13 protein-coding genes and 4 pseudogenes are annotated in these 19,328 nt (G+C 68.9%); 9 read left to right on the top strand and 8 right to left on the bottom strand.

Annotated features, from left to right (window positions below):
- Positions 1–327: 327 nt before the first annotated feature.
- Both ACZ5CW_RS23290 and ACZ5CW_RS23285 read left to right on the top strand, forming a co-directional pair.
- Positions 328–2,364: a hypothetical protein gene (locus ACZ5CW_RS23290; RefSeq protein ID WP_468604282.1), complete on the top strand. Its 2,037-nt coding sequence runs from the start codon at positions 328–330 to the stop codon at positions 2,362–2,364.
- A gap of 120 nt (positions 2,365–2,484) precedes the next feature.
- On the top strand, positions 2,485–3,483 hold the full coding sequence (locus ACZ5CW_RS23285) for a helix-turn-helix domain-containing protein (protein WP_468604280.1): 999 nt from the start codon (positions 2,485–2,487) through the stop codon (positions 3,481–3,483).
- Positions 3,484–3,866: 383 nt separating this feature from the next.
- Here the strand turns inward: ACZ5CW_RS23285 and ACZ5CW_RS23280 are convergent, their stop codons facing one another.
- Together ACZ5CW_RS23280 and ACZ5CW_RS23275 are read right to left on the bottom strand one after the other, a co-directional pair.
- On the bottom strand, positions 3,867–4,178 hold the full coding sequence (locus tag ACZ5CW_RS23280; RefSeq protein WP_361621145.1) for a cyclic nucleotide-binding domain-containing protein: 312 nt from the start codon (positions 4,176–4,178) through the stop codon (positions 3,867–3,869).
- Entirely contained in the window at positions 4,175–4,627 is a 453-nt protein-coding gene (locus ACZ5CW_RS23275) for a MarR family transcriptional regulator (RefSeq protein ID WP_468604278.1), read from the bottom strand. Before ACZ5CW_RS23275 ends, ACZ5CW_RS23280 begins: the two co-directional genes overlap by 4 nt.
- 1,058 nt (positions 4,628–5,685) lie before the next feature.
- Between ACZ5CW_RS23275 and ACZ5CW_RS23270 the strand changes: the two are divergent.
- A pseudogene (locus tag ACZ5CW_RS23270) lies at positions 5,686–6,913 on the top strand (IS110 family RNA-guided transposase); the annotation flags it as partial.
- 193 nt (positions 6,914–7,106) lie between these two features.
- Here the strand turns inward: ACZ5CW_RS23270 and ACZ5CW_RS23265 are convergent.
- Complete coding sequence (locus ACZ5CW_RS23265) at positions 7,107–7,373, bottom strand: transposase (RefSeq protein WP_468604276.1); 267 nt, start codon at positions 7,371–7,373, stop codon at positions 7,107–7,109.
- 493 nt (positions 7,374–7,866) lie between these two features.
- Entirely contained in the window at positions 7,867–8,736 is an 870-nt protein-coding gene (locus ACZ5CW_RS23260) for a hypothetical protein (protein ID WP_468604274.1), read from the bottom strand.
- A 249-nt stretch (positions 8,737–8,985) separates the two neighbouring features.
- Between ACZ5CW_RS23260 and ACZ5CW_RS23255 the strand changes: the two genes are divergently transcribed.
- Positions 8,986–9,483 carry a DUF1877 family protein gene (locus ACZ5CW_RS23255; RefSeq protein WP_468604272.1) on the top strand — a complete coding sequence of 166 codons (498 nt, stop codon included), beginning with the start codon at positions 8,986–8,988 and terminating at the stop codon, positions 9,481–9,483.
- 184 nt (positions 9,484–9,667) lie between these two features.
- Here ACZ5CW_RS23255 and ACZ5CW_RS23250 read toward each other — a convergent pair.
- Positions 9,668–10,236: pseudogene (locus ACZ5CW_RS23250) on the bottom strand (transposase); the annotation flags it as partial.
- A 296-nt stretch (positions 10,237–10,532) separates the two neighbouring features.
- Here ACZ5CW_RS23250 and ACZ5CW_RS23245 point away from each other — a divergent pair.
- Complete coding sequence (locus ACZ5CW_RS23245) at positions 10,533–11,306, top strand: maleylpyruvate isomerase family mycothiol-dependent enzyme (protein WP_468604270.1); 774 nt, start codon at positions 10,533–10,535, stop codon at positions 11,304–11,306.
- 241 nt (positions 11,307–11,547) lie between these two features.
- A pseudogene (locus ACZ5CW_RS23240) lies at positions 11,548–12,034 on the top strand (transposase); the annotation flags it as partial.
- Positions 12,035–12,051: 17 nt separating this feature from the next.
- Here ACZ5CW_RS23240 and ACZ5CW_RS23235 read toward each other — a convergent pair.
- A pseudogene (locus ACZ5CW_RS23235) lies at positions 12,052–12,628 on the bottom strand (class I SAM-dependent methyltransferase); the annotation flags it as partial.
- A 121-nt stretch (positions 12,629–12,749) separates the two neighbouring features.
- Positions 12,750–13,892, bottom strand: a complete 1,143-nt coding sequence (locus tag ACZ5CW_RS23230) for a serine hydrolase domain-containing protein (protein ID WP_468604454.1) — start codon at positions 13,890–13,892, stop codon at positions 12,750–12,752.
- Between the two features lie 950 nt (positions 13,893–14,842).
- Here ACZ5CW_RS23230 and ACZ5CW_RS23225 point away from each other — a divergent pair.
- The 3 genes from ACZ5CW_RS23225 to ACZ5CW_RS23215 all read left to right on the top strand — a co-directional run bounded on the left by ACZ5CW_RS23225 (position 14,843) and on the right by ACZ5CW_RS23215 (position 18,177).
- The gene (locus ACZ5CW_RS23225) at positions 14,843–16,042 is read left to right on the top strand and encodes a bifunctional DNA primase/polymerase (protein WP_468604268.1); all 1,200 of its coding nucleotides are present in this window, start codon (positions 14,843–14,845) and stop codon (positions 16,040–16,042) included.
- Positions 16,039–17,592 carry a DNA primase family protein gene (locus tag ACZ5CW_RS23220; protein WP_468604266.1) on the top strand — a complete coding sequence of 518 codons (1,554 nt, stop codon included), beginning with the start codon at positions 16,039–16,041 and terminating at the stop codon, positions 17,590–17,592. The genes ACZ5CW_RS23225 and ACZ5CW_RS23220 overlap by 4 nt, the downstream gene beginning before the upstream one ends.
- Positions 17,593–17,793: 201 nt before the next feature.
- Positions 17,794–18,177, top strand: coding sequence for a DUF6009 family protein (locus ACZ5CW_RS23215; RefSeq protein WP_468604264.1), 384 nt, complete (start codon positions 17,794–17,796; stop codon positions 18,175–18,177).
- 148 nt (positions 18,178–18,325) lie between these two features.
- Here ACZ5CW_RS23215 and ACZ5CW_RS23210 read toward each other — a convergent pair whose 3' ends face one another.
- A complete protein-coding gene (locus tag ACZ5CW_RS23210; protein WP_468604261.1) occupies positions 18,326–19,246 on the bottom strand; it encodes an alpha/beta fold hydrolase in 921 nt (306 codons plus the stop codon).
- Positions 19,247–19,328: the final 82 nt, after the last annotated feature.

The following is a 19,328-nucleotide window of genomic DNA, read 5'->3' as shown; positions in this document are numbered from 1 at the left end:
AGGGCCCCCCCCCCCCCCCCCCCCCCCCCCACCCCCCCCCCCCCACACCCCCACCCCCCCCCCCCCCCCCCCCCCCCCCCCCCCCCCCCCCGGCCCTCGGCACGATCACCGCGACGGGCAGCGTCACCCCCCCGCCCCTTCCACCCCGCTGACCAGGCGCGCACCTTCGACCTGACCTACACCAACACCTCCGGCGAGTCCGTCGCCCTGGCCCTGCGGCCCCACCTCACCGACGCCGCCGGCCACCCGGCCCCGGCCGACGCCGTCCGCCTCGCGCACTCCTCCCTACGCCTCCCCGCACACGCGAGTGTCACCGTCCCCCTCACCGTGGATCCGGCCGATGCCGGGCAGGGCACCTACTACGGCTATGTCACCGGCACCCCGGAAGGCGGTGCCACCCCCTCCGTACACACCACGCTGAGCCTGATCGTGCACGGCCCGCTGCACCGGTTGACCGTGCGGACGTACGACGAGAACGGCGACCGCGTCCCCGCGCAGCCGCTCATCTGGGGCCCCGGCGGATTCGTCGGCTACACGGACCCCGCGAACGGCGCCGCCGAGGTGGAGGAGGGCACCTACCAGGTGAGCCACACCTTCCTCAGCACCGCACGGGACGGCCAGGAACTGCGCGAGGTCGTCCTGCCGGAGGTGCCGGTCACCAAGGACACGACGGTCACCGTGGACGCCCGCAGAACCGTGCCGGTACAGATCCGCACACCCGAACCCGCCGAACAGCGGGGCGTGCTCAGCTACCAGACCTACCGCGAGATCGGCGGCCAGGCCCTGGTGCAGGGCACGATGTTCTTCGACATCGCCAAGCGCCTCTACGTCAGCCCCACTCCCCCGGTGCGGACGGGCACCTTCGAGTTCGCCTCCCGCTGGCAGCTCGTCGCACCGCTGCTGCAGGCGCGGGCCACGGGCCGGCCCGGCACGCTCGACGCCTACTACATGCCGGCCTCACCCCTCTTCGGCGACCACGGGACCACCCTGCGCGCGGTCGACGCGGGCGACGCCGCCGCCCCTGCGTTCACCGGCGTCCGCGGCCGCCTCGCCGTGCTCACCGACACGCAGGGCACCGGCCTGCAACCGGCCCTCGAACACGCCGCGGCGGCGGGCGCCAGGGGCATCCTCCTGGTCCACTTCGACGACAGCCCCTGGACCCGCTGGACCCCGGACGGCGAACGCTCACCCCTGCCGGTCGTCCGCGTCGGGGCCACCACCGGTGCCGACATCCTGCAGCGGATCCACCGCCGCACCACCGAGGTGACCTTCCGCGGCACGGCCCGCAGCCCCTACCTCTACGACGTCATGCAGGTGGCCAGGCAACAGATCCCGCAGCACGTCACATACACCGTCTCCGCCCGCGACAGCGCCGTGGTGCACACAACGTACGCGGACAACGGCGGCGGTGGCTGGGCCGCCGAGCAGCGCTTCGCCCGGCGCCCGTACCAGGAGACGGCATGGCTCCAGTACAACCGCTACGTGCCCGCCGGCTTCACCCGCACCGAGTACGTCAGCGCCGGTGACACGGTCTGGCAGCACCTCGTCCACCACACCACCACCTACGACCCCGACCTGCCGCTGGCGCTCGGCATGCGTGACGCCCCCCGGACCTACCGGCCCGGTGCGCGGACGTCGGAGACATGGCAGGGCGCCGTCGTCCGGCCGTCGATCCCCGCCGGCGCCACCGAGCCGACCGTGCGGCAGGGTGACATGCTGCGCCTGCGCATACCCGAGTTCACGGACTCGCAGTCCGGCCACTGGTCCCGCTTCCAGACCGACGACGGCGGCGGCATCGGCACCGGCCGCGCGCAGGCCACGAAGGACACGGTGACCGCGGCCCTCCACCGCGACGGGACGAAGCTCACCGACCTCGAAACCGCCTGGAGGGACGTGGGTGTGCCGGCCGGACCCGCCGACTACCGCCTGGAGCTGACCACTTCGCGTACCTCCCCCGACTGGGACTACGCGACCGCGACCAGCACGTCCTGGTCCTTCCGATCCGACACCACCGACAAGGCCACGCCGCTTCCCCTGCTGCAACTCGACTACGCCGTACCGGCCGACGCACACAACACCGTCACCCGGGCCGGGTCGTACGCCGTGGACGTCACCGTCCGCGCCCAGGACGGCGCGCCCGGCCCCAGCGGTACGAGGGTGCGGGTGGAGATCTCCTACGACGACGGCCGCACCTGGCGTGCGACAGCCGTCCGCGACCGGGGCCGTGACACGTTCCGGGCCACGGTGGAACGCCCGCACCACCGAAGCCGCACCGCCTTGGTGACGCTGCGCGTCACCGCCCGGGACTCGGGGGGCGACAGCGTCCGGCAGACGGTCACCCGCGCCTGGGCCGAGTGCCGCTGAACCGCATGGATCAGGGGGCGAGAGGTACATACGTATCTTTCGCCCCCTCACTGCCGTCACCGGGCCCTGGAGTACAGTCCTCGGACTGTCCACGCCACGACGAGCGAGGGGGCCTTCGGGATGCTGGAAGCCTTGGGAGTCCCGTATGAGCAGGAGACCGTCTACCGCCTGCTCGTGACCACGGGCGGAGCGACCGCCGACGCCGTCGCCCGGCGCACACATGTGAGCGAGGACGACAGCACACGTGTGCTGGAATCCCTGGTGCTCCAAGGGCTGGCCAGCCACACCGACGGCACACCTCGGATGTACCTGGCGGTGCCCCCGGACGTGGCGCTCCTCCCCCGCGTCAAGCACACCGCCGACGCGCTGGACGCGGCGCGGGCGGAGGCGGGCCGGCTGCTGGAGGCGCACCGCGAGACCGTACGCCGCCATGACGCCGGGCAGTTGCTGGAAGTCATCACCGGGGCGGAGGCCCTGCGCCAGCGGCTGAGACAGATCCAGGCCAACGCCCGTCAGGAGATGCTCTGGTTCTGCCGGGCCCAGTACGTGGCGATGCCCTCCGGCACCAACACGGAGGAGTACGAGGCCCTCGCCCGGGGTGTCCGCTACCGCGTGCTGTACGAGAAGGCCTTCTTCGACGACGAGGGGGCCGTGGACAACGTCATGGCGGGCCTGCGGGCCGGGGAGACCGCCCGCGCCGTCCCCTGGCTGCCGCTCCGCCTCGCGATCGCCGACCGGTCCGTCGCCGTCTTCCCGCTGGTGCCCGGCGGCCCCCACGGCGGTCCCGACCAGCCAACCACCGCGCTGGTCAGGGACAGCAACCTGCTGGGCGCCCTGGTCGCCCTGTTCGAGAGCTACTGGGAGAACGCCGTCCCGCTGCACTTCTCCGAGACGGGTGACCTGGCCACGGACGACACCGGCCCGCATCGGTCGCTGTCACCGGCCGACAGCAAGCTGCTGTCCCTGCTGGTCGCGGGGGTGGCCGACAAGGCGATCGCCTCACAGCTGGGCCTCAGCCGCAGAACCGTCCAACGCCGCATCCAGCACCTGATGGAACGCGCCGGAGCCGGAACCCGCATGCAGCTCGCCTGGCAGGCGGCCCGGCAAGGCTGGCTGTAGGACGGCATCGCCAAGCAACCACCTTGGGCGGGGCGCCTCGTTACGGCAGCGGGAAGCCGAACTGAAGCCGAACTCCTCGGGCCGCTGTGGTCCGCTATGGGCCGCTGTGGACCGCCCTCAGCGCGAGAACCTCTCCGGCGCTCCGGAGGTCGGTTACGGGAGAATCGTTCTGAGCGAAGAATCGAACTGTTCGAAGGCTGTGGCGATATGAGGCGGACTGCCCGCTTCACCCGTATCGGGCCGCCCATCGCATCAGCTCGACTGACACCCGCCTCAGCAAGCCAGGGGCACGGGACGATTGCCTGGGCGTCAGTCAAAGGCGTCCTGCGGATCGCACCTCATTGACGTGACGTACATCTGGTGCGATCCGCAAAGCGTAGATCTCAGGTGGCCCGCCGGAACGGAACCACGACCCGCTCCCCCAGTTGCCCCGGGGTCAGCCGGTAGTACTTGATGTGGCCGATCTTCTCCGTCTGTTCGAGCCACCCGAGTTCGATGACCTGCTTCCGCGTCCTGGAGAAGACGGGCGGCGCCATGCCGACCAGCTTGGCCAACTGGGCGGCGGTCTCCAGAACGGCGCCTGAACGATCAGTCGGGTGCAGAGCGTAGAGCATGACGACGAGGCGCTGGTTGGCGGTCATCCCGGCCGTGGCCTCCAGCAGCTTGAGGTTTTGCTGCCTGTCGTCGCTGGTCACTTTGCCTCCCACCGTGCTGGCGTGTTCTCGTCGAAACCCGGGATGTCCGGCGGATTACATGATTTCACCGCTTCACGCTGCTCCATGCCCGTGCCGTGGAAAGCGATGTAAGGGCTGATGCGGTAGAGGTTGTAATTTCCGATACGTCCACGGACGACCAGGATCCGGTGCTTGGTCAGCTTCCTGTTGATCTTCCCCACGGCATCGGTCGACATGCCCACCCTTGCGGCGATGTCGGCCCCCGTGGCCCGCAACGGCTCCATCCCCTCCGGAGAGACGCCGATCCACCAGAGGACCAGGAACTTCTGGCTGGGGGTGAAGGCCTTCGACTCCGTGATGGCTTCGACCCTGGCTTTGTCCACCTGGGTGTGCCTGCCGGAGAAGGCGTATGGCGCAAAGAGGACTGGCTCGCCCGTGTCGGCGTCGACCAGTCTGCGTGCTGCTCCCAACAGGCCCTCCGTGCATGGGTCATTGCCGCACTGTTCCTAGAGGGCGGCCATTTGAGCCGCCCTCATGAACCTAACGTACATGAGCAGGAAGTCAATCAACTCCGCCTGTCGGCCGTGTCGCGTGCGTGGGAGAGCACAGCGCCGTCTCGTCGACGCCGGCCCGCGCCTTCGAGAGAAATGTACGTGACGTCAATCTACCGCTGCTGTGAAACAGCGGTACTCAGTTCCTGTGGACGTGGTGGCAGTTCCTGAGAACTGCCTGGCAGTCCCTCAGAACCGCCTGGCAGTTCTGCCCGCAGCGGTGGCGGTCCAGGAGAACTGACTGCCACGATCCGCAGAACTGAGTACCCGGTTCCGCAGATCTGCCTCTGCTGTCACAGGAACTGCCTGGCAGTTCACACGGACTGGGTCATGACCCCTGTTTATGCAGGTCAGAGGTGTTTCAGAGGCGTCGCTCTCTCCTCTTACAACTCAGCGCCGTACGGGGTCCCGTACTCCCCTCAACCCCGTGACCGGTGCAGTGACACCCATCGCGTACGCCCCCCTCCCCCACTGCTCCCGCACCACAGAAAGTCAGCCACGACGGACCGGTACGGTCACGACCAGGCGCGCGTATGTCTCCATCAGCCCACCACCAGGCCCAGCCACGTCACCCAATAGGGGAAGTCACCACCGACGGTCCCCGGCTGACGACGTCTTAGGCACCACATCGGGAATGCCTGCCGACGTACGTACCCTCAAGCGGCGCCGGGCGAGAAGCAGCCGTCCTTCCCCAGAAGTGGCGCGCGCCCGGGCAGCAGAGCCGCAGCCCGACCTCCGGCCGACGCCGACGAGTTGGCCCAAGCGCACCGCCCCCCGGGGGAAGCCGGAGCCTCGACGACTACTCCACGCGGGACTACGCACGCGACATCGGCGCCGAGATCATGGGCCGCCCACTATGGACGCCGGTGGACCTCGGAGACCTATTACGGCGTAATAGGCCAGCCGGTCCACGCACCCGCGTACCCACCCCGTTACCTTCTTCGAGGCTCTCTCCGTCACGTGAATGTGGCAGCTCGATGCCCAGGCAAGGCCGGACGAAAGCGTGCCGGAGGGGCCTGCACGTGATCGACACCGGCGACATCGGCGTCTTCCTCGGCCTGGACGTCGGCAAGGGCGAACACCACGCCACCGCCGTCACCCCGGCCGGGAAGAAGGCGTTCGACAAGCGCCTGCCCAACACCGAACCCAAGCTCCGCGAGTTGTTCGCGAAGCTGCAGACCAAGCACGGAACGGTGCTGGTCGTCGTGGACCAGCCGGCCTCGATCGGCGCTCTGCCGCTGACCGTCGCGCGGAACATGGGCTGCCCGGTCGCCTATCTGCCCGGGCTGACGATGCGGCGGATCGCCGATCTCTATCCCGGCGAGGCCAAGACGGACGCGAGGGACGCCTTCATCACCGCCGACGCCGCCCGCGCGATGCCGCACCTCCTGCGGGCCATCGACGGCAAGGATGAGACGATCGCCGAGCTGGAGATGACCGTCGGCTTCGACGGCGACCTGGCAGGCGAGGCCACCGGGGTCGCCAACCGACTTCACGGCCTACTGACCCAGATCCACCCCTCACTGGAACGGGTGCTGGGGCCCCGACTGCAGCACCCAGCCGTCCTCACGCTGCTGGAACGGTCGGGTCACCGGCCCAGATCCGCAAGGCGGGCAGGCGCAGATAGGTCACTCTGTTACGGCCGAAGGCACCGCGGATGGCCGAGCGACTGGTTGACGAGATCTTCACTGCCCTGAACGAGCAGACCGTCACCGTTCCGGGCACCGAGGCGGCCGCTCTGATCGTTCCGAGCCTGGCCAGCTCGCTCACCGCTGTCCTTGATCAGCGCAAGCTATTGGCCGGGCGGATCGAGGAACTGCTGGAACCCCACCCTCTTTCCAAGGTCCTGACGTCCATGCCGGGAGTCGGCGTCAGGACCGGAGCCCGCATCCTCATCGAGGCGGCGACGGCAGCACCTTCCCGACCGCCGGCCACCTCGCCGCCTATGCGGGTCTCACCCCGGCGACCCGGAGTTCGGGCTCATCGATCCGCGGCGAACAGCCCTCCCGGCGAGGCAACAAGCAGCTCAAACGAGCCTTCTTCCTCTCCGCGTTCGCCGCCCTCGCAGATCCGGCCTCGCGGGCCTACTACGACCGAAAGATCGCCCAGGGCAAGCACCACACCCAAGCCCTGCTCTGCCTCGCCAGACGCCGGGCCGACGTCCTCTTCGCGATGTTCGGCGACGGAACCTTCTACGAACCGAAGCCGTCGTCCGATCGCCCGGAGGAAGCCGCAGAACACATCCAGTCCCTGGCACTTCCAGCCGCACTCGTTGATGAGATCGAGGACCGCTTGCCAGTCCGCCACCGAGGCATCAGGGACACGCACGTCTGGCAGCGACCCCATCTCATCCAGGTCGAAGAAGTCCTTGACGTCGCCCCACAGCAGATCAGACACCTCACCATGCTGTTCTGCAACAGGTGCCGGCGATCAGCGACTTCCAGGGCATGAGGATCGGCTTCCTGACCTCCTTGGTGTAGGCGCTGGCCCGGTCCCGGCAGATGATCTCGGCTCCAGGATGCTTGGTGAGCCAGGACGCGAACGTTTCGGAAGTGCGGTGGGGCAGCACGTCCACGACCCGGCCGGCCTCGACGTCGACCAGCACGGTGCCGTAGGTGCAGCCCTTGCGGAAGGCGAACTCGGCCCCCCAGCACCCGCGGCGCACGGTCCGGCACCGACAGCGCAGTCAACAACCTGAGCAGCCGTGTCCGGCCCTCGATCAGCGGGAACAGCTCTTCCGGTCACAAAAGTACCGGCGCAGCAGGACCATGACCTGGCGAGAGACCAACGGGGCACCGGCGCCGGGCCAAGATCATGGTGCCTCGCGACGCGATCGTCGACGTCGAGGATCTGCACACCGGGTGGAAGGACACGTTCTGCAAGACCCGGCAGCGCTCCAGCACCCCTGCACCAACTGCGCGATCACCGGCACCCGTAGCGCACCGACTGGTGCTGCCCCGAAGCTATTACGGCGTAATAGCTTCGGGGCAGCACAACGCACGACCTCATCACCACGAACCACGAACCACGAACCACGGTAGCGAGGCAGGACAGCGGGTCAGCTATTACGGCGTAATAGGCCGGGAGGCTGCGGCCCCGACTCCGGCACCACTCCGGGTCGTGGCCATCTGTCCGCCTCACCGTGAACGCCGTGGCAGTCACACGCCAGACGCCACGGCGCCGGGGGAGTCGGGGGATTCGAGGTTGTCGCGCGCACCCTGTCCCCGTTGCAGCTCCACCGCAGCGGCCAGAGCCAACCGTGCCTCGTCAGTCAGCGCTGGTGAACGACCCGTGCTCTTCTCCAGTCTGGACAGAGCCCGCAGGGCAGCGTCGAGATAGCGGTGGAGACTGACCATCTGCAGCGGAGTCTCGCAATGGGGGAGTACCGCCTCGATCTCCTCCAGCCAGTAGTCAGCGTCGTCATCGCACTGCAAGGACTCGCGCTGCTCGATCAGCCGGGTGGCAACCGGCACCAAAAGTTCATGCCGGCGCTGTGCCGCTTCCTGGGCTCGGCGCTCGGCGGCCTGCTCCAAGGCGAGCCGCCGCTCAGCTTCCAGGACCGCCTCCGGCGTCCGGCGCACGGGATGTGCTTGAGGGGTCTCGTCGATGAGCCCGACGGCCTTCAGTCGCTTCGCCTTGTTGTAGGCAGCGCTCGGTGCACCGACAGCCAAGGCGGGTGCCAACTCGATCCACTGGGCTCCCGCTCGGCGGGCGTCGTCCACCGCTCGCACCTGGCGGATCTCGGTCTGCTCACGCAGGTACTCCCACAGCCGCACACGCTTCAGCGCAGCGGCACGCTGCACTTCAGGTGGTTGCCTCCGCAGCGCCTGGACGTGCTTCTCCAGATACAGCAGCGCTCCGAACAGTTCGTCATCGGCGGGCATGCGTTCCACGTCCGGGTCTTCTGCGTCCTCGTGCGCCTTGCGCAGTTCGCCGACGACAGCCGGAGCATCGAGGGGGCCGATCCGCATGGGTGCCTTGAGCAGCGGTTTTGTAGGACGGCCCGCACTTCGCGCGCTCTTCTTCATGCCGACATCCTGCCCCACCGAACTCCGTTTCACAGACTGTGAATCGACTCCGTGCCACTGAGGGCCTCTGCGAGCGGGGGACGGTCGTGGATCACGGGCTATTACGGCGTAATAGCCCGTGATCCAAGCAGAGGCGAAGGGAACACCATCCCGGCGTTGAAAGACGGGACAGCTCGCCGTCAGTGCCCTCGAGTAGGTTCTGTCCGTTCGGCCCGACCGGCGGGCCGCCGAACGGGGGGACTCGTCGCGGTGAGCATCCACCTACACCTTCGCGCCGTCGCGGAATCCGAGATCCGGGACGACCACACCTGGCTTGCGGCGTTCATGTCCAAGGCTTGGGACAACCACCCCGACGAGTACGCGGCAGGTATCGCCGGCTCGCTCAATAAGGTCTTCAGCTCCGTCAATGACCTCTACTCCGCAGCCGATGTCCTCGATGCAGACCCCGCCAAACCCTGGGAGCAGCCGATTTACGGCGGCCGCCCCGTGGCACACAGCGCTGACGCCGACCCCTCCAACCCGCCCCTGATGGTTCTGGAGCCGCCTGGGGTGGGGCAGGCCGCAGGCTTCCTCGCGAGTGTCTCTTTCGACGAGCTGTGGAACGTTGCCGGTGCCAAGCTCGTCTGGTCCGGCTGGGATGAGGCGCAGGTCAGGCAGGAGTTCCTCGACGACCACAGGAAGCTTCAAGGGTTCTATGGCCGGGCGGCTTCAGCAGGCCACGCCGTGGTCAAAGCGGTGTGGGCTTGAGACGTGGTCACGTGCTGGTGGGTCCGGACGATGGCGGAACAGGTCGTACGCCCGGCCCCAGGGCCCGTACCACCGCGGAACATCCCGCCAAGCCGTCCCGGTTCGGGTCCGTCACCGTATGCCGTCGATCAACCGCATGCTCAAGGTCCACTTCGGATACACGCCCTAGGGGCTGTCCTGGCGATCATGAGCGGAGCCAGATGACGAGTGCTGCGGCGGTGACGGCGCCGAGGTAGACGTAGGCGCGTTTGTCGTATCTCCTTGTCGAAGCCGAGTGGCCGGCCACCGGTGCTCCCGCGCCGCAGACGGCCGGCCGCTTGGTCGGCTTTCTCCGGGATGACGTGCCGGATCCCGCGTCCACGCAGGTAGGCGCGGGTGCCACGGTTGCTGTAGCCCGTGTCGGCGCTGACGCTGTCGGGATGTCGTGCGAGGCCGGCCGGTGGCCAGGCGGGGCACCCGGATCCATTCCATGACAGCCTCGAACTGGGTGCAGTCGGCCCGCTGACCGGGCGTCAGGACGAGCGAGAGGACCCGGCAGTAGCCGTCCGCGCTCAGGTGGACTTTTGTGGTGAAGCCCCCGCGTGAGCGGCCGAGCGCCTCACCTCCCGCACCACCTCCGCGAGCAGGGCGACCAGTTCCGCCCGGATCCGAGCGGTCCTGACTGCCTGGGAGGAGCCCCCCTTTGACGCGCGGGGGCGGCGAGTGTCGGGCACCGGCCGCGTGCTGGTGAGCGCGCACGGAGGTGGAGTCCAACTCCTCTGACGCTGGCGCCGCCGGGCCGCACACACTACTCAGGCCGCTGACATCGGTCAGGGGTGCGGATTGCTGGGAGTGACTTCGTAGGTCAAGCAGCGAGTTGGTAGCGGGCCTGGTGGTTGCGCTGGTGCTCTTGGCCCAGATGGTAGGTCCAGTAGCGGTCGAAGTCGCCGTTGGCGAGCAGTGCGCGGAGTTTCAGGACGGCTTCGGCGCCGGCGCTCCGCCCGGCCGTCGATGCGTTCGTCCGACAAATTCGCTACCCGGCGGCCGGAGCGCCGTGATACACAACCGCCGTGCAAAACATCTTGGAGTTCCCCGAGGTCCTGCGGCTGATCGAAGACCGCTCCGCCGCGTTCCGCGCTGCGATCGCGTCCGTCCCCGACCTTGACGTCCAGGTTCCGACCTGCCCGGACTGGACGCTGCGCGAACTGGCGCAGCACCTCGGCGACGGCCGCCGCCGCCAGGCCGCCATCGTCGCGGCGGGCCCGGGCGCTGAGCCCCCGGCGAGGACGGACCCGAAGGGCGCCCCGACCGCGCCCCGCGACCGCGAAGCCCTGGACGCCTGGCTCGCCGAGTCGACCGAGCTCATGCTCGACGCGATGCGCGAGGCCGGCCCGGACCGCGGCTGTTGGACCTGGTGGGGCCGCTCGCAGGCCCCGGAGACCAGCGGAGCCGTGGCCCGGCACCAGATCCAGGAGATCGCCGTCCACACCTACGACGTCCAGCTCACCCAGGGTGCCGCACAGCCGCTGCCGACGGACGTCGCGGTCGAGGGCGTCGACGAGTTCCTGACGACCGTCTCGGCGACGACCGTCCCCTGGCCGTTCAAGCCGGCGACCATCGACCTGCATACGACCGAGGGTCGCTCCTGGCGCCTGACCCTCAACGCCGACGGCGTCCGCTGCGACGACCTCGCCGCCGACGCGGAGCCGGGCGACATGGCGATGCGAGGCGCAGCGAGCGAACTGGTCCTCTACTTCTACGAGCGCGTCCCGCTCGACGGCCTGGAGACCACCGGCGACACCGAGCCGATGGAGCAGCTCGCAGACTGGGACCCGAACGCGTAAAACGCGCGCTTGTGACGCATCTGTCGGTGGTGCCCGCGCTCCTGCGGGCGCCACTGGGCCCGGGGTTGCGGACATCGCGCGGCTGCGGGCCTGCTGTTCAAGGGCGAAGGGCTCTCGCTCGTCCTGACGCCCGGTCAGCGGGCCGACTGCACCCAGTTCGAGGCTGTCATGGAATGGATCCGGGTGCCCCGCCTGGCCACCGGCCGGCCTCGCACGACATCCCGACAGCGTCAGCGCCGACACGGGCTACAGCAACCGTGGCACCCGCGCCTACCTGCGTGGACGCGGGATCCGGCACGTCATCCCGGAGAAAGCCGACCAAGCGGCCGGCCGTCTGCGGCGCGGGAGCACCGGTGGCCGGCCTAAGGACTCTACCGACCCCGACTTCGACGCCAAGCTGGACCGGATCGAGTACGCGCTGACCGAGCGGCCCGAGCGCACCTTCGCCTTCGACGAGTTCGGCCCGCTCGGCTGGGGTGTCAACCGGCGTCGCAATGGCACCGACCACAGTCTTCGCGCAGAGCATCCGGGAGGCCCGCCCGGACGGCGCCCCCTTCTACGTCATCCTCGACAATCTCTCCGCCCACAAGGGTGGCAAGATCCGCCGGTGGGCGGCAAGGAACAAGGTCGAGTTCTGCTTCGCTCCGACCAACGCCTCCTGGGCGAACCCGATCGAGGCGCACTTCGGGCCGCTGCGGCAGTTCACCCTCGCCAACTCGAACCACCCTCCGCTGGGGCGGCCGCCCTTCGCGGTGACGACGAGTCCGGCCTGGTCCAGTAGATCGACCATGCGGTCCAGGGGCAGGAGGTACGACTCGTAGGACACCGGACGGCCATAGCCCTCCCTCGGCTGCAGCCGCTCATTGCCGACATAGTCTCCCCAGAGCAGGTAACCGCCGGGCGCGAGCGTACGGTGGAACTCGGCGAACACCGCGGGCAGCCACTGCGGAGGCGTGTGATGGGTGGAGTACCAGGCCAGAATGCCGCCGAGCTCGTCGTCCCTCGTCTCCAGTGCGGTCATCGAGCCTTCAGTGAACCGCAGGTTCGGATAGGCGTGCCGGGCCAGCCCGACCATCTTCGGCGACAGATCGAGGCCGAAGACGGACACCCCCAGCCTGGCCAGGTGCGCCGTCACGCGTCCGGGGCCGCACCCCAGGTCCGCGGCCGGCCCTGGACCGGCCGTCCGCACCAGTTCGGCAAAACCCGCCAGCGTCGCGCGTGACAGGGTCCATCTCGGCAGGAGGCGGGACGCGTTCGACGTAATCGGCGGCGGCCGTGTCGTACGACTCGCGGACGGCGGTCAGAAAGGAGAGCGCAGCCATGCGGGCGACCCTAGACCAGGCAACTGACAGGCCGTGGCACGACCTCCGGTTGACCTGCGCGACATCCACCGCTGTAGACACCCAGCCGCCACACCACCGGTGATTGTTCACGGTCACGGCACTAGCGGCACAGGGCTGTGTCCACGACACCGTCCATGCGCTCCTTGACTGCCCGGCTCGGCTGCGTGGTCACGGCGACGTTGGCGGCGCGGCCGTCTTCGGTGGCGCCGCCTCGGGTCTCGTATCCCGTCATGCTGCCGCCGTGGCCCCAGTACACACCGCCGCATGACAGGGGCGTGCTCACGAGGCCCAGCCCGTAACGGGCGCCCGCGGGGAAGGGGTAACCGGCGGGGACGGTGGTGCGCATCTGGTCGAGCTGAGCCTTCGGGAGAAGCCGGCCGTCCAGCAGCGCGGTGAAGAACCGGTTCAGATCGGAGTTGGTGGACACCATCTGGCCCGCGGCCCAGGCCCAGGAAGGATCCCATTCCGTGGCGTCGACCAGAGGCGCGCCCGCCGAATCCTGGTAGTAGCCCTTGGGATGACGCTCCCGGATCATCACCTCGCCGGGGGCGGGGAAGTAGGTGTCGCGCAGTCCGATGCGTTTGATGACGCGCCGCTCGATCTCCTCGGCCAGGGGGTGGCCAGTGACCTCCTGAACGATCAGACCGGCCACCAGGTAGTTCGTGTTGCTGTAGGCCCATTTCGTGCCGGGGACGAAGTCGGCCTTGTGCTGGAGAGCGAGATCGAGGAGTTCGCGAGGGTCGTAGTAGCGGATGTCGTCGCTGAGGTAGTTGCTGTAGTTGGGCAGTCCACTGGTGTGCTGGAGCAGTTGGCGGACGGTGATGTGGCGTCCGTCGATCCCGTCCCCGTGGACGAGGCCCGGCACATAGGTGTCGACCGGGGCGTCAAGGCCGATCCTGCCTTCACCGACCAGTTGCAGCACGACCACCGCGGTGAACGTCTTGGTGTTGCTGCCGATGCGCACCTGACCGTCCCGGGGCACCTTCGCTCCCGTGGCCAGGTCGCCGACCCCTGCGGTGTAGGTGCGGGTAGGGCCGGTACGGGCTGTGACACTCGCCAGCGCGGCGGGCACGCCGTCAGTGTGCACCAGCTTGTTCAGACCCGTCTGGAGGCTGTCCGGCCTGGCGGGGGCAGCGACCGCGGGCGGGGCAAGGACGCCCATCGTCATGACGCCCGCGGCTATCGCGACCGCGGTCGGCACGACTCCGCGCTGACCGATCCGCCGCCCGGACGAACGAAACATCTGCCATGCCTGCTCACGCACCAGCCAACTCCTAAGGGTCACGGGGAAACCAGCCGCATACGGCCTCAGCATCTCCGGATGCGACCGCGCGAGACGATCGTGCTACCCGCACAGCTCCAAGTAGGGCTAACCCCCGGCGCGCTCAGTCGGCGGGGAACGGGAGCGACGGCGGACACCGCACACCCACACGCGGTAGGGACCCTGCACACGCCCTTCGAACCCGACAAAAGCACCTTCTCGGTAAAAAGATGCTAAAAATAGACCACGTGACTTCTCCTCGAGGGGACGTATCGGCTCCAGCGGGGGAGGACCCCACCCAGGGGCCGAGGAGAAACGTTGCTCCGTACATGGAGGTAACGACAGCAGGGACCGAAGAGGTTCAGTCCCTCTGCCGGGGCCGGCGAGGTACAGGGCGGCGGGGGAGGGACTCAAGGGGCCGACAGGGCCCGGAGGGAGGGGCGGAGGGACTGCGGGTCTTTCGGTCCCTGACCCTTGGTCCCTGAGCTTTGTGCAGGTCAGAGGGCTGACGCAGGGGCTGAGAGGGACTGTAGGGACCGAAAAACGCAATTATGACGTAGAGAAGAGATGTATTCGTACGCGCGTGCGCATACAACACACACATCAACTACAGCTCATAATTGCGAAGTTAAGTCCCTACAGTCCCTGCTCTGAGAGACCCCAAGTCTCTGACCTGCACTGATGCCTTCCGCAGGGCTAGGGACTGTTCAGATTTCCAGCCCCTGCGCTCCGGTCCCTGGACCCTTTGGTCCCTCAGCCCCCGCCAGAGACCGGGCTGTCCCGCTTTTCTCCCCGCGCCGGCGGACGGAGTTCCCCGTGCTGGTCAGTCCCTTCAGCCCCTAGGGTGGGAGTGCACTGCCCACCCAGGGACCCAAGGGACCCACGAAACTGATAGAACGGCACGCGGGTCAGACAGACACTCCCTTTTCAGCATGCGGGCCTTACACTCTTTTCGCATCAGAGTCCCTTCGGTCCCTGGCGGGGCCAACCGCCCCCGCCAGGTGTGTGAAGTGATCGGGCAGACGGAAGTGACGAGGACGATTCCCGTGCCGCGCCAAGACGAGAGCAGCCGCAGTGCAGCCGGAGTTGCGCCCGGGGCGCCTCGGGCTGTCGCGCGGTGGTGTGCGGCCCAGGGCTGGCCGGTTCACCCCCTGACCCCGGGGCGGAAGACTCCCGTCGGCAACTGCCCCGGCTGTGCGAGCCGCAGGCACGAACCGGCGTCGTGCCCCTGTCTGCCCGCAGGACGCCCTTGTCACGGCTTCCACGCGGCCACGACGGATCCCGGCCTGGTCGAGCGCTGGTGGGCCGACACGCCCGCCCCAGGTGTCGGAGTCGCCTGTGGCCCCGCCGACCTCGTCGTGATTGACATCGATGCCCACCAGGCGCCCGTGCCGGACCGGGGACGGCTCCTCCCCGGCATCCCCATCCCCGACCAGGTGGAACTCGCCGGGCTGGCCTCAGGTTTCGACACACTGGCTCTGCTGGCGGCCTATCGGGGTGAAACCTCGCCGGCGCAGGACGAGAACACGTTGCGCGTGCGCACTCCTTCGGGTGGTCTGCATGTCTGGTACCGCAACTCCGACACATCGACGCGATACAGGTGTTCGACCGGCTCCGCCCGGCACACGGCGCTCGCCTGGCAGGTCGACGTACGCGCCGACGGCGGCTACATCGTGGCCCCCGGAACCCGCACGCCGCAGGGTGTCTACCGTGCGGAGGGAACGGCCCGCCGTCCGGCGGTACTGCCGGAATGGCTCCGGCGCGAACTCCGCCGTACGGGACATGTGATCGAGCCCCGGCCCGCTGCCGTCGCAGCTGCCACGGCCCCGGTGGCGCGGGGGCAGCGGCGAGCGTCCTCCGCAGAGCAGCTCGTCGATCCCCTGATAGCCCTGGTCGCCGAGTGCGCCGCTGCCCCGGAGGGGACCGGGTTCACCGAGAAGCTCAACAGAGCCGCCTACACGGCCGGTGGACTGGTCGGAGCGGGGCATCTGGACCACGCCGCCATTCGTGACCGACTTGTCCGTGTCGCCTCCTACGCCCGGCCGTGGCAGCAGACCCGGAATGAAAAGATCGTCGACGACGCCCTTGCCGTAGGGTCCGTCCGCCCTCTCCACCTCAAAGGACGTCCATGAGCAGCAGCGCCGAAGGCTCACCGCGTTTCGATCCGCAGGCCGCCGCTCAGCAGATGCTCGACCTGGAGACGGTGGAAGTGGTCGCCGGGCCCGCACGTCTGCCCGCACAGGGCTCCGCGAACGCCCCTGTGGCGTCGTTCGGGCAGGGCGCCGCCTCCTCGGCCCCGTTGCTGCCTCCGTCCCTCTCGGACCGGGGAAACGCCCGTCTCTTCGTGCAGACGCATCGCGATCAGTTCCGGCATGTGGAGGGACTGGGCTGGTTCGCCTGGGACGGCTACCGGTGGAAGCGCGCGGGAGGGGAGAAGGCCGCCCTGTGGGCCGCGGGGGAGATGGCGGAGGACATGCCCTTCACCGACCCGCGAGGGGTGTTCAGCGACCGCGAACTCGCGCACCACAAGCGGCGTACGCTGTCCACCACCGGCCTGAAGGCCCTGCTCACCCAGGCGAAGGCCTCACCGGACATCTCCGTGGACCCCGACCGGCTGGACGGGGATCCCTATGCCCTGTGCACCCCCATAGGAGTGGTCGACCTGCACAGCGGGCATCTGCGCAAGCCCGATCCCACCCGTGACTTCCACTCCCGTGCCACCAGCGTCGCGCCCCAGGACATGGAGACCCCTCGCTGGCATCGGTTCCTCGCCGACACCTTCGGTGACGACGACGAGGGCCGGGAGATGATCGACTTCCTGCACCTGCTGCTCGGGTACTCCATCACCGGCGACGTGGGCGCGCAGGTGCTGCCTTTCCTGCACGGCGAGGGCAAGAACGGCAAGTCCGTGCTGCTCGACATCATGATCCAGATCCTGGGCGACTACGCGGACGCGGCTCCGCCGGGCTTCCTGATGGACCGGGGCGCCTTCTCGGAGCACTCGACCGAGCTGACCGAACTGCACGGGCGCCGCCTGGTGGTGTGCAGCGAGCTGAAGCCGAACGACAAGTTCGACGAGGCACGTGTCCGGCTCCTGACGGGCGGCGACAAGATCAAGGCCCGTCGTATGCGGCAGGACTACTTCTCGTTCACCCCCACCCATCACCTGTGGCTGCTGGGCAACCACCGTCCGGAGGTCTCCACGGGCGGCTTCGCGTTCTGGCGGCGCATCCGCCTGCTGCCCTTCACCCGGACGGTGCCGGCGCACCGCAGGATCGACAACCTCGCCTTCGAACTCGTCCGCGACGAGGGGCCGGGCATCCTCCAGTGGCTCATCGAGGGGGCACAGCGCTACCTGCGCACCAGGGACCCGCTGGAGGGCCCTGACAGGGTGCGTATCGCCACGACGGCCTATGCCACCACCGAGGACCACATCGGCCGTTTCCTCGCCGAATGCTGCACGCGTGGCGGCGATTCAGGCAAGGACCTGCGGGTGGAGCAGGGGCTGCTCTACGCGGAGTACAGCTCGTGGTGCAACGCCGGAGAGGGGATCCGGCCCGCGACGCCCCGGGCCTTCGCCAACCGCGTCCGCCAGGAAGTGGGCGTGGCGTCGCCCACCGACATGATCAAGTCAAATGGCCGGAAATATTATCCTGGCATCGCCCTACTGGAGCACTCATGACGGCCTCCGTACGTCTGCTCTCTCCACCACGCGGCCTACACCGTCGTCATGGTGCGCTCTACGATGGTGAGCGGGCCCCGGATGCGGTGGCCCCCGCTAAGCGGCCCGTTCCCTGGCGATGAGCGGGCCGGAGCGACACGGACAGATGCCCGGCCATGTCCCATGGCCGGGGAGCACGCCGACGAAGGAGAGGCTGCAGCCATGAGTTCGCTGTTGACCGAGAGCGACCTCATCCACGAGGCCGAGGTGGTGTGGCTGGAGAACCTCGAACGGCTCGACTACGTCCGGCAGGCGCTGGACAAGACCAGGCGGCGCAACACCAAGCCGCCGTACGCGCGCGACGGGCGCATGGTCGGGTACGCGCTGCTGGACGAGGACGCCTCCCCGGACCCCGACAGCGGCCTGTACAAGCGCCGGGTGTTCTTCCTGTTGCCCCACGACCGTGACAGCCTGCCCGACGGCCTGTACCGCGAGGGAGCCCCGGGAGAAGCGGTCGACCCGCGCACGATCGCCCCGAAGAAGCCGGGAGCGAAGACCCCCAGGTCCCAGTGCGGCTCCGTGGCCATAGCGACATCGACGCCCTGACGCCCGGCCCCTCGGCACGCCGCGCACAGACCTCCGTCTGCGGCCCGGCGCGGGTTGGGAGTCCTCCGCTACTACAACGAGCGGGTTTCCTGCGGAGTTCACGTGCGCCCGCCCGAGAGGGGCGGACGCACGTGAAGTGCCGTATCGCCTACACGGCACCGTCCCGCGGGGCCGCCGTCTCGAGAACGAAGCGGCGGACCGCGTCCGCGAACAGCTCGGGCTCCTCGATGTGCCCCATGTGACCGCTGTTCTCCAGTATCAGCAGCCGCGAGTCGGGAATCAGCTCGTGCAGTTCGAGGCCCCAGCGCACGCCGCAGATCACGTCGTGCCGGCCTACGACGACCAGAGCCGGCACCGTCAGTCCCTTGAGCGCGGCACGATCATCGATGACGTCGGCCCTGAGGTCCTCGTCCAGCCCCGAGATGTACGTGGCCCGGACCGCGTCCCGGAACGGGGCCAGCCGTTCCTCGTTGCCCCAGTAGTCGGCGAAGTACGACGGCAGCACCCCCCGGGCGACCGCCTCGGTCTGCTCGTCGTCGGAGATGCCGGCCATCGCGCCGAACGCGGCCAGTACGCCGGGCAGCCCCGGGTGGCCGGCGTGCTTCGCGGCGAACGCCTCCACCATGCGGCCCGCCTCCGCGGCGTGTTCGGGCCCGGTCACCGGAGCGCCGTCGTACAGCACGACGCCCGCCAGCTGCCCGGAGCGGTGCAGGGCGTGGTAGGCGGCCACGAAAGCGCCGTGCGAATGCCCCAGCAGGTGCACCTCTGGCACGCCGAGGCGGTTGATCAGCGTCTCCAGGAAGCCGCTGTAGCGCTCACGGGTGTACCCGTGCGGGTGCGAGGGGAGACGGCTGTCCTCGGCGGTGCCGATGGGCTCGACGTACACCATGGTCAGGTGCTCTTCCAGGGCCGGCATGCGCAGGTACTCCCAGAAGATGCCGGGCCCGCCGGAGTGGGCCACGCACACCGGGCCGTGGCCGTGGACGTGGTAGCGCTGCACCAGTCCGGCCAGCTGGTAGGAGTGGGTGCCGGCGGCGAGCGGGTCGGTGTGGGCAAGGGACCTGTTCATCGGAACCTCCATGAGGCGTGCAGGTGTCTGTGACACCGACACGACACTCAGGAGGCCTGGAAGTTCGATCGGCGGGGTGTGA

It is taken from the genome of Streptomyces sp. NPDC031379 (assembly GCF_055569615.1).
This window is presented reverse-complemented; position numbering and strand designations above follow the sequence as displayed.

Bases quoted from the DNA above. Each gene is read 5' to 3' on its own strand.
- ACZ5CW_RS23230 (WP_468604454.1), bottom strand. From the start codon at position 13,892: ATGTTTCGTTCGTCCGGGCGGCGGATCGGTCAGCGCGGAGTCGTGCCG.
- ACZ5CW_RS23225 (WP_468604268.1), top strand. From the start codon at position 14,843: ATGCGGGCCTTACACTCTTTTCGCATCAGAGTCCCTTCGGTCCCTGGC.
- ACZ5CW_RS23220 (WP_468604266.1), top strand. From the start codon at position 16,039: ATGAGCAGCAGCGCCGAAGGCTCACCGCGTTTCGATCCGCAGGCCGCC.
- ACZ5CW_RS23215 (WP_468604264.1), top strand. From the start codon at position 17,794: ATGAGTTCGCTGTTGACCGAGAGCGACCTCATCCACGAGGCCGAGGTG.
- ACZ5CW_RS23285 (WP_468604280.1), top strand. From the start codon at position 2,485: ATGCTGGAAGCCTTGGGAGTCCCGTATGAGCAGGAGACCGTCTACCGC.
- ACZ5CW_RS23260 (WP_468604274.1), bottom strand. From the start codon at position 8,736: ATGAAGAAGAGCGCGCGAAGTGCGGGCCGTCCTACAAAACCGCTGCTC.
- ACZ5CW_RS23210 (WP_468604261.1), bottom strand. From the start codon at position 19,246: ATGAACAGGTCCCTTGCCCACACCGACCCGCTCGCCGCCGGCACCCAC.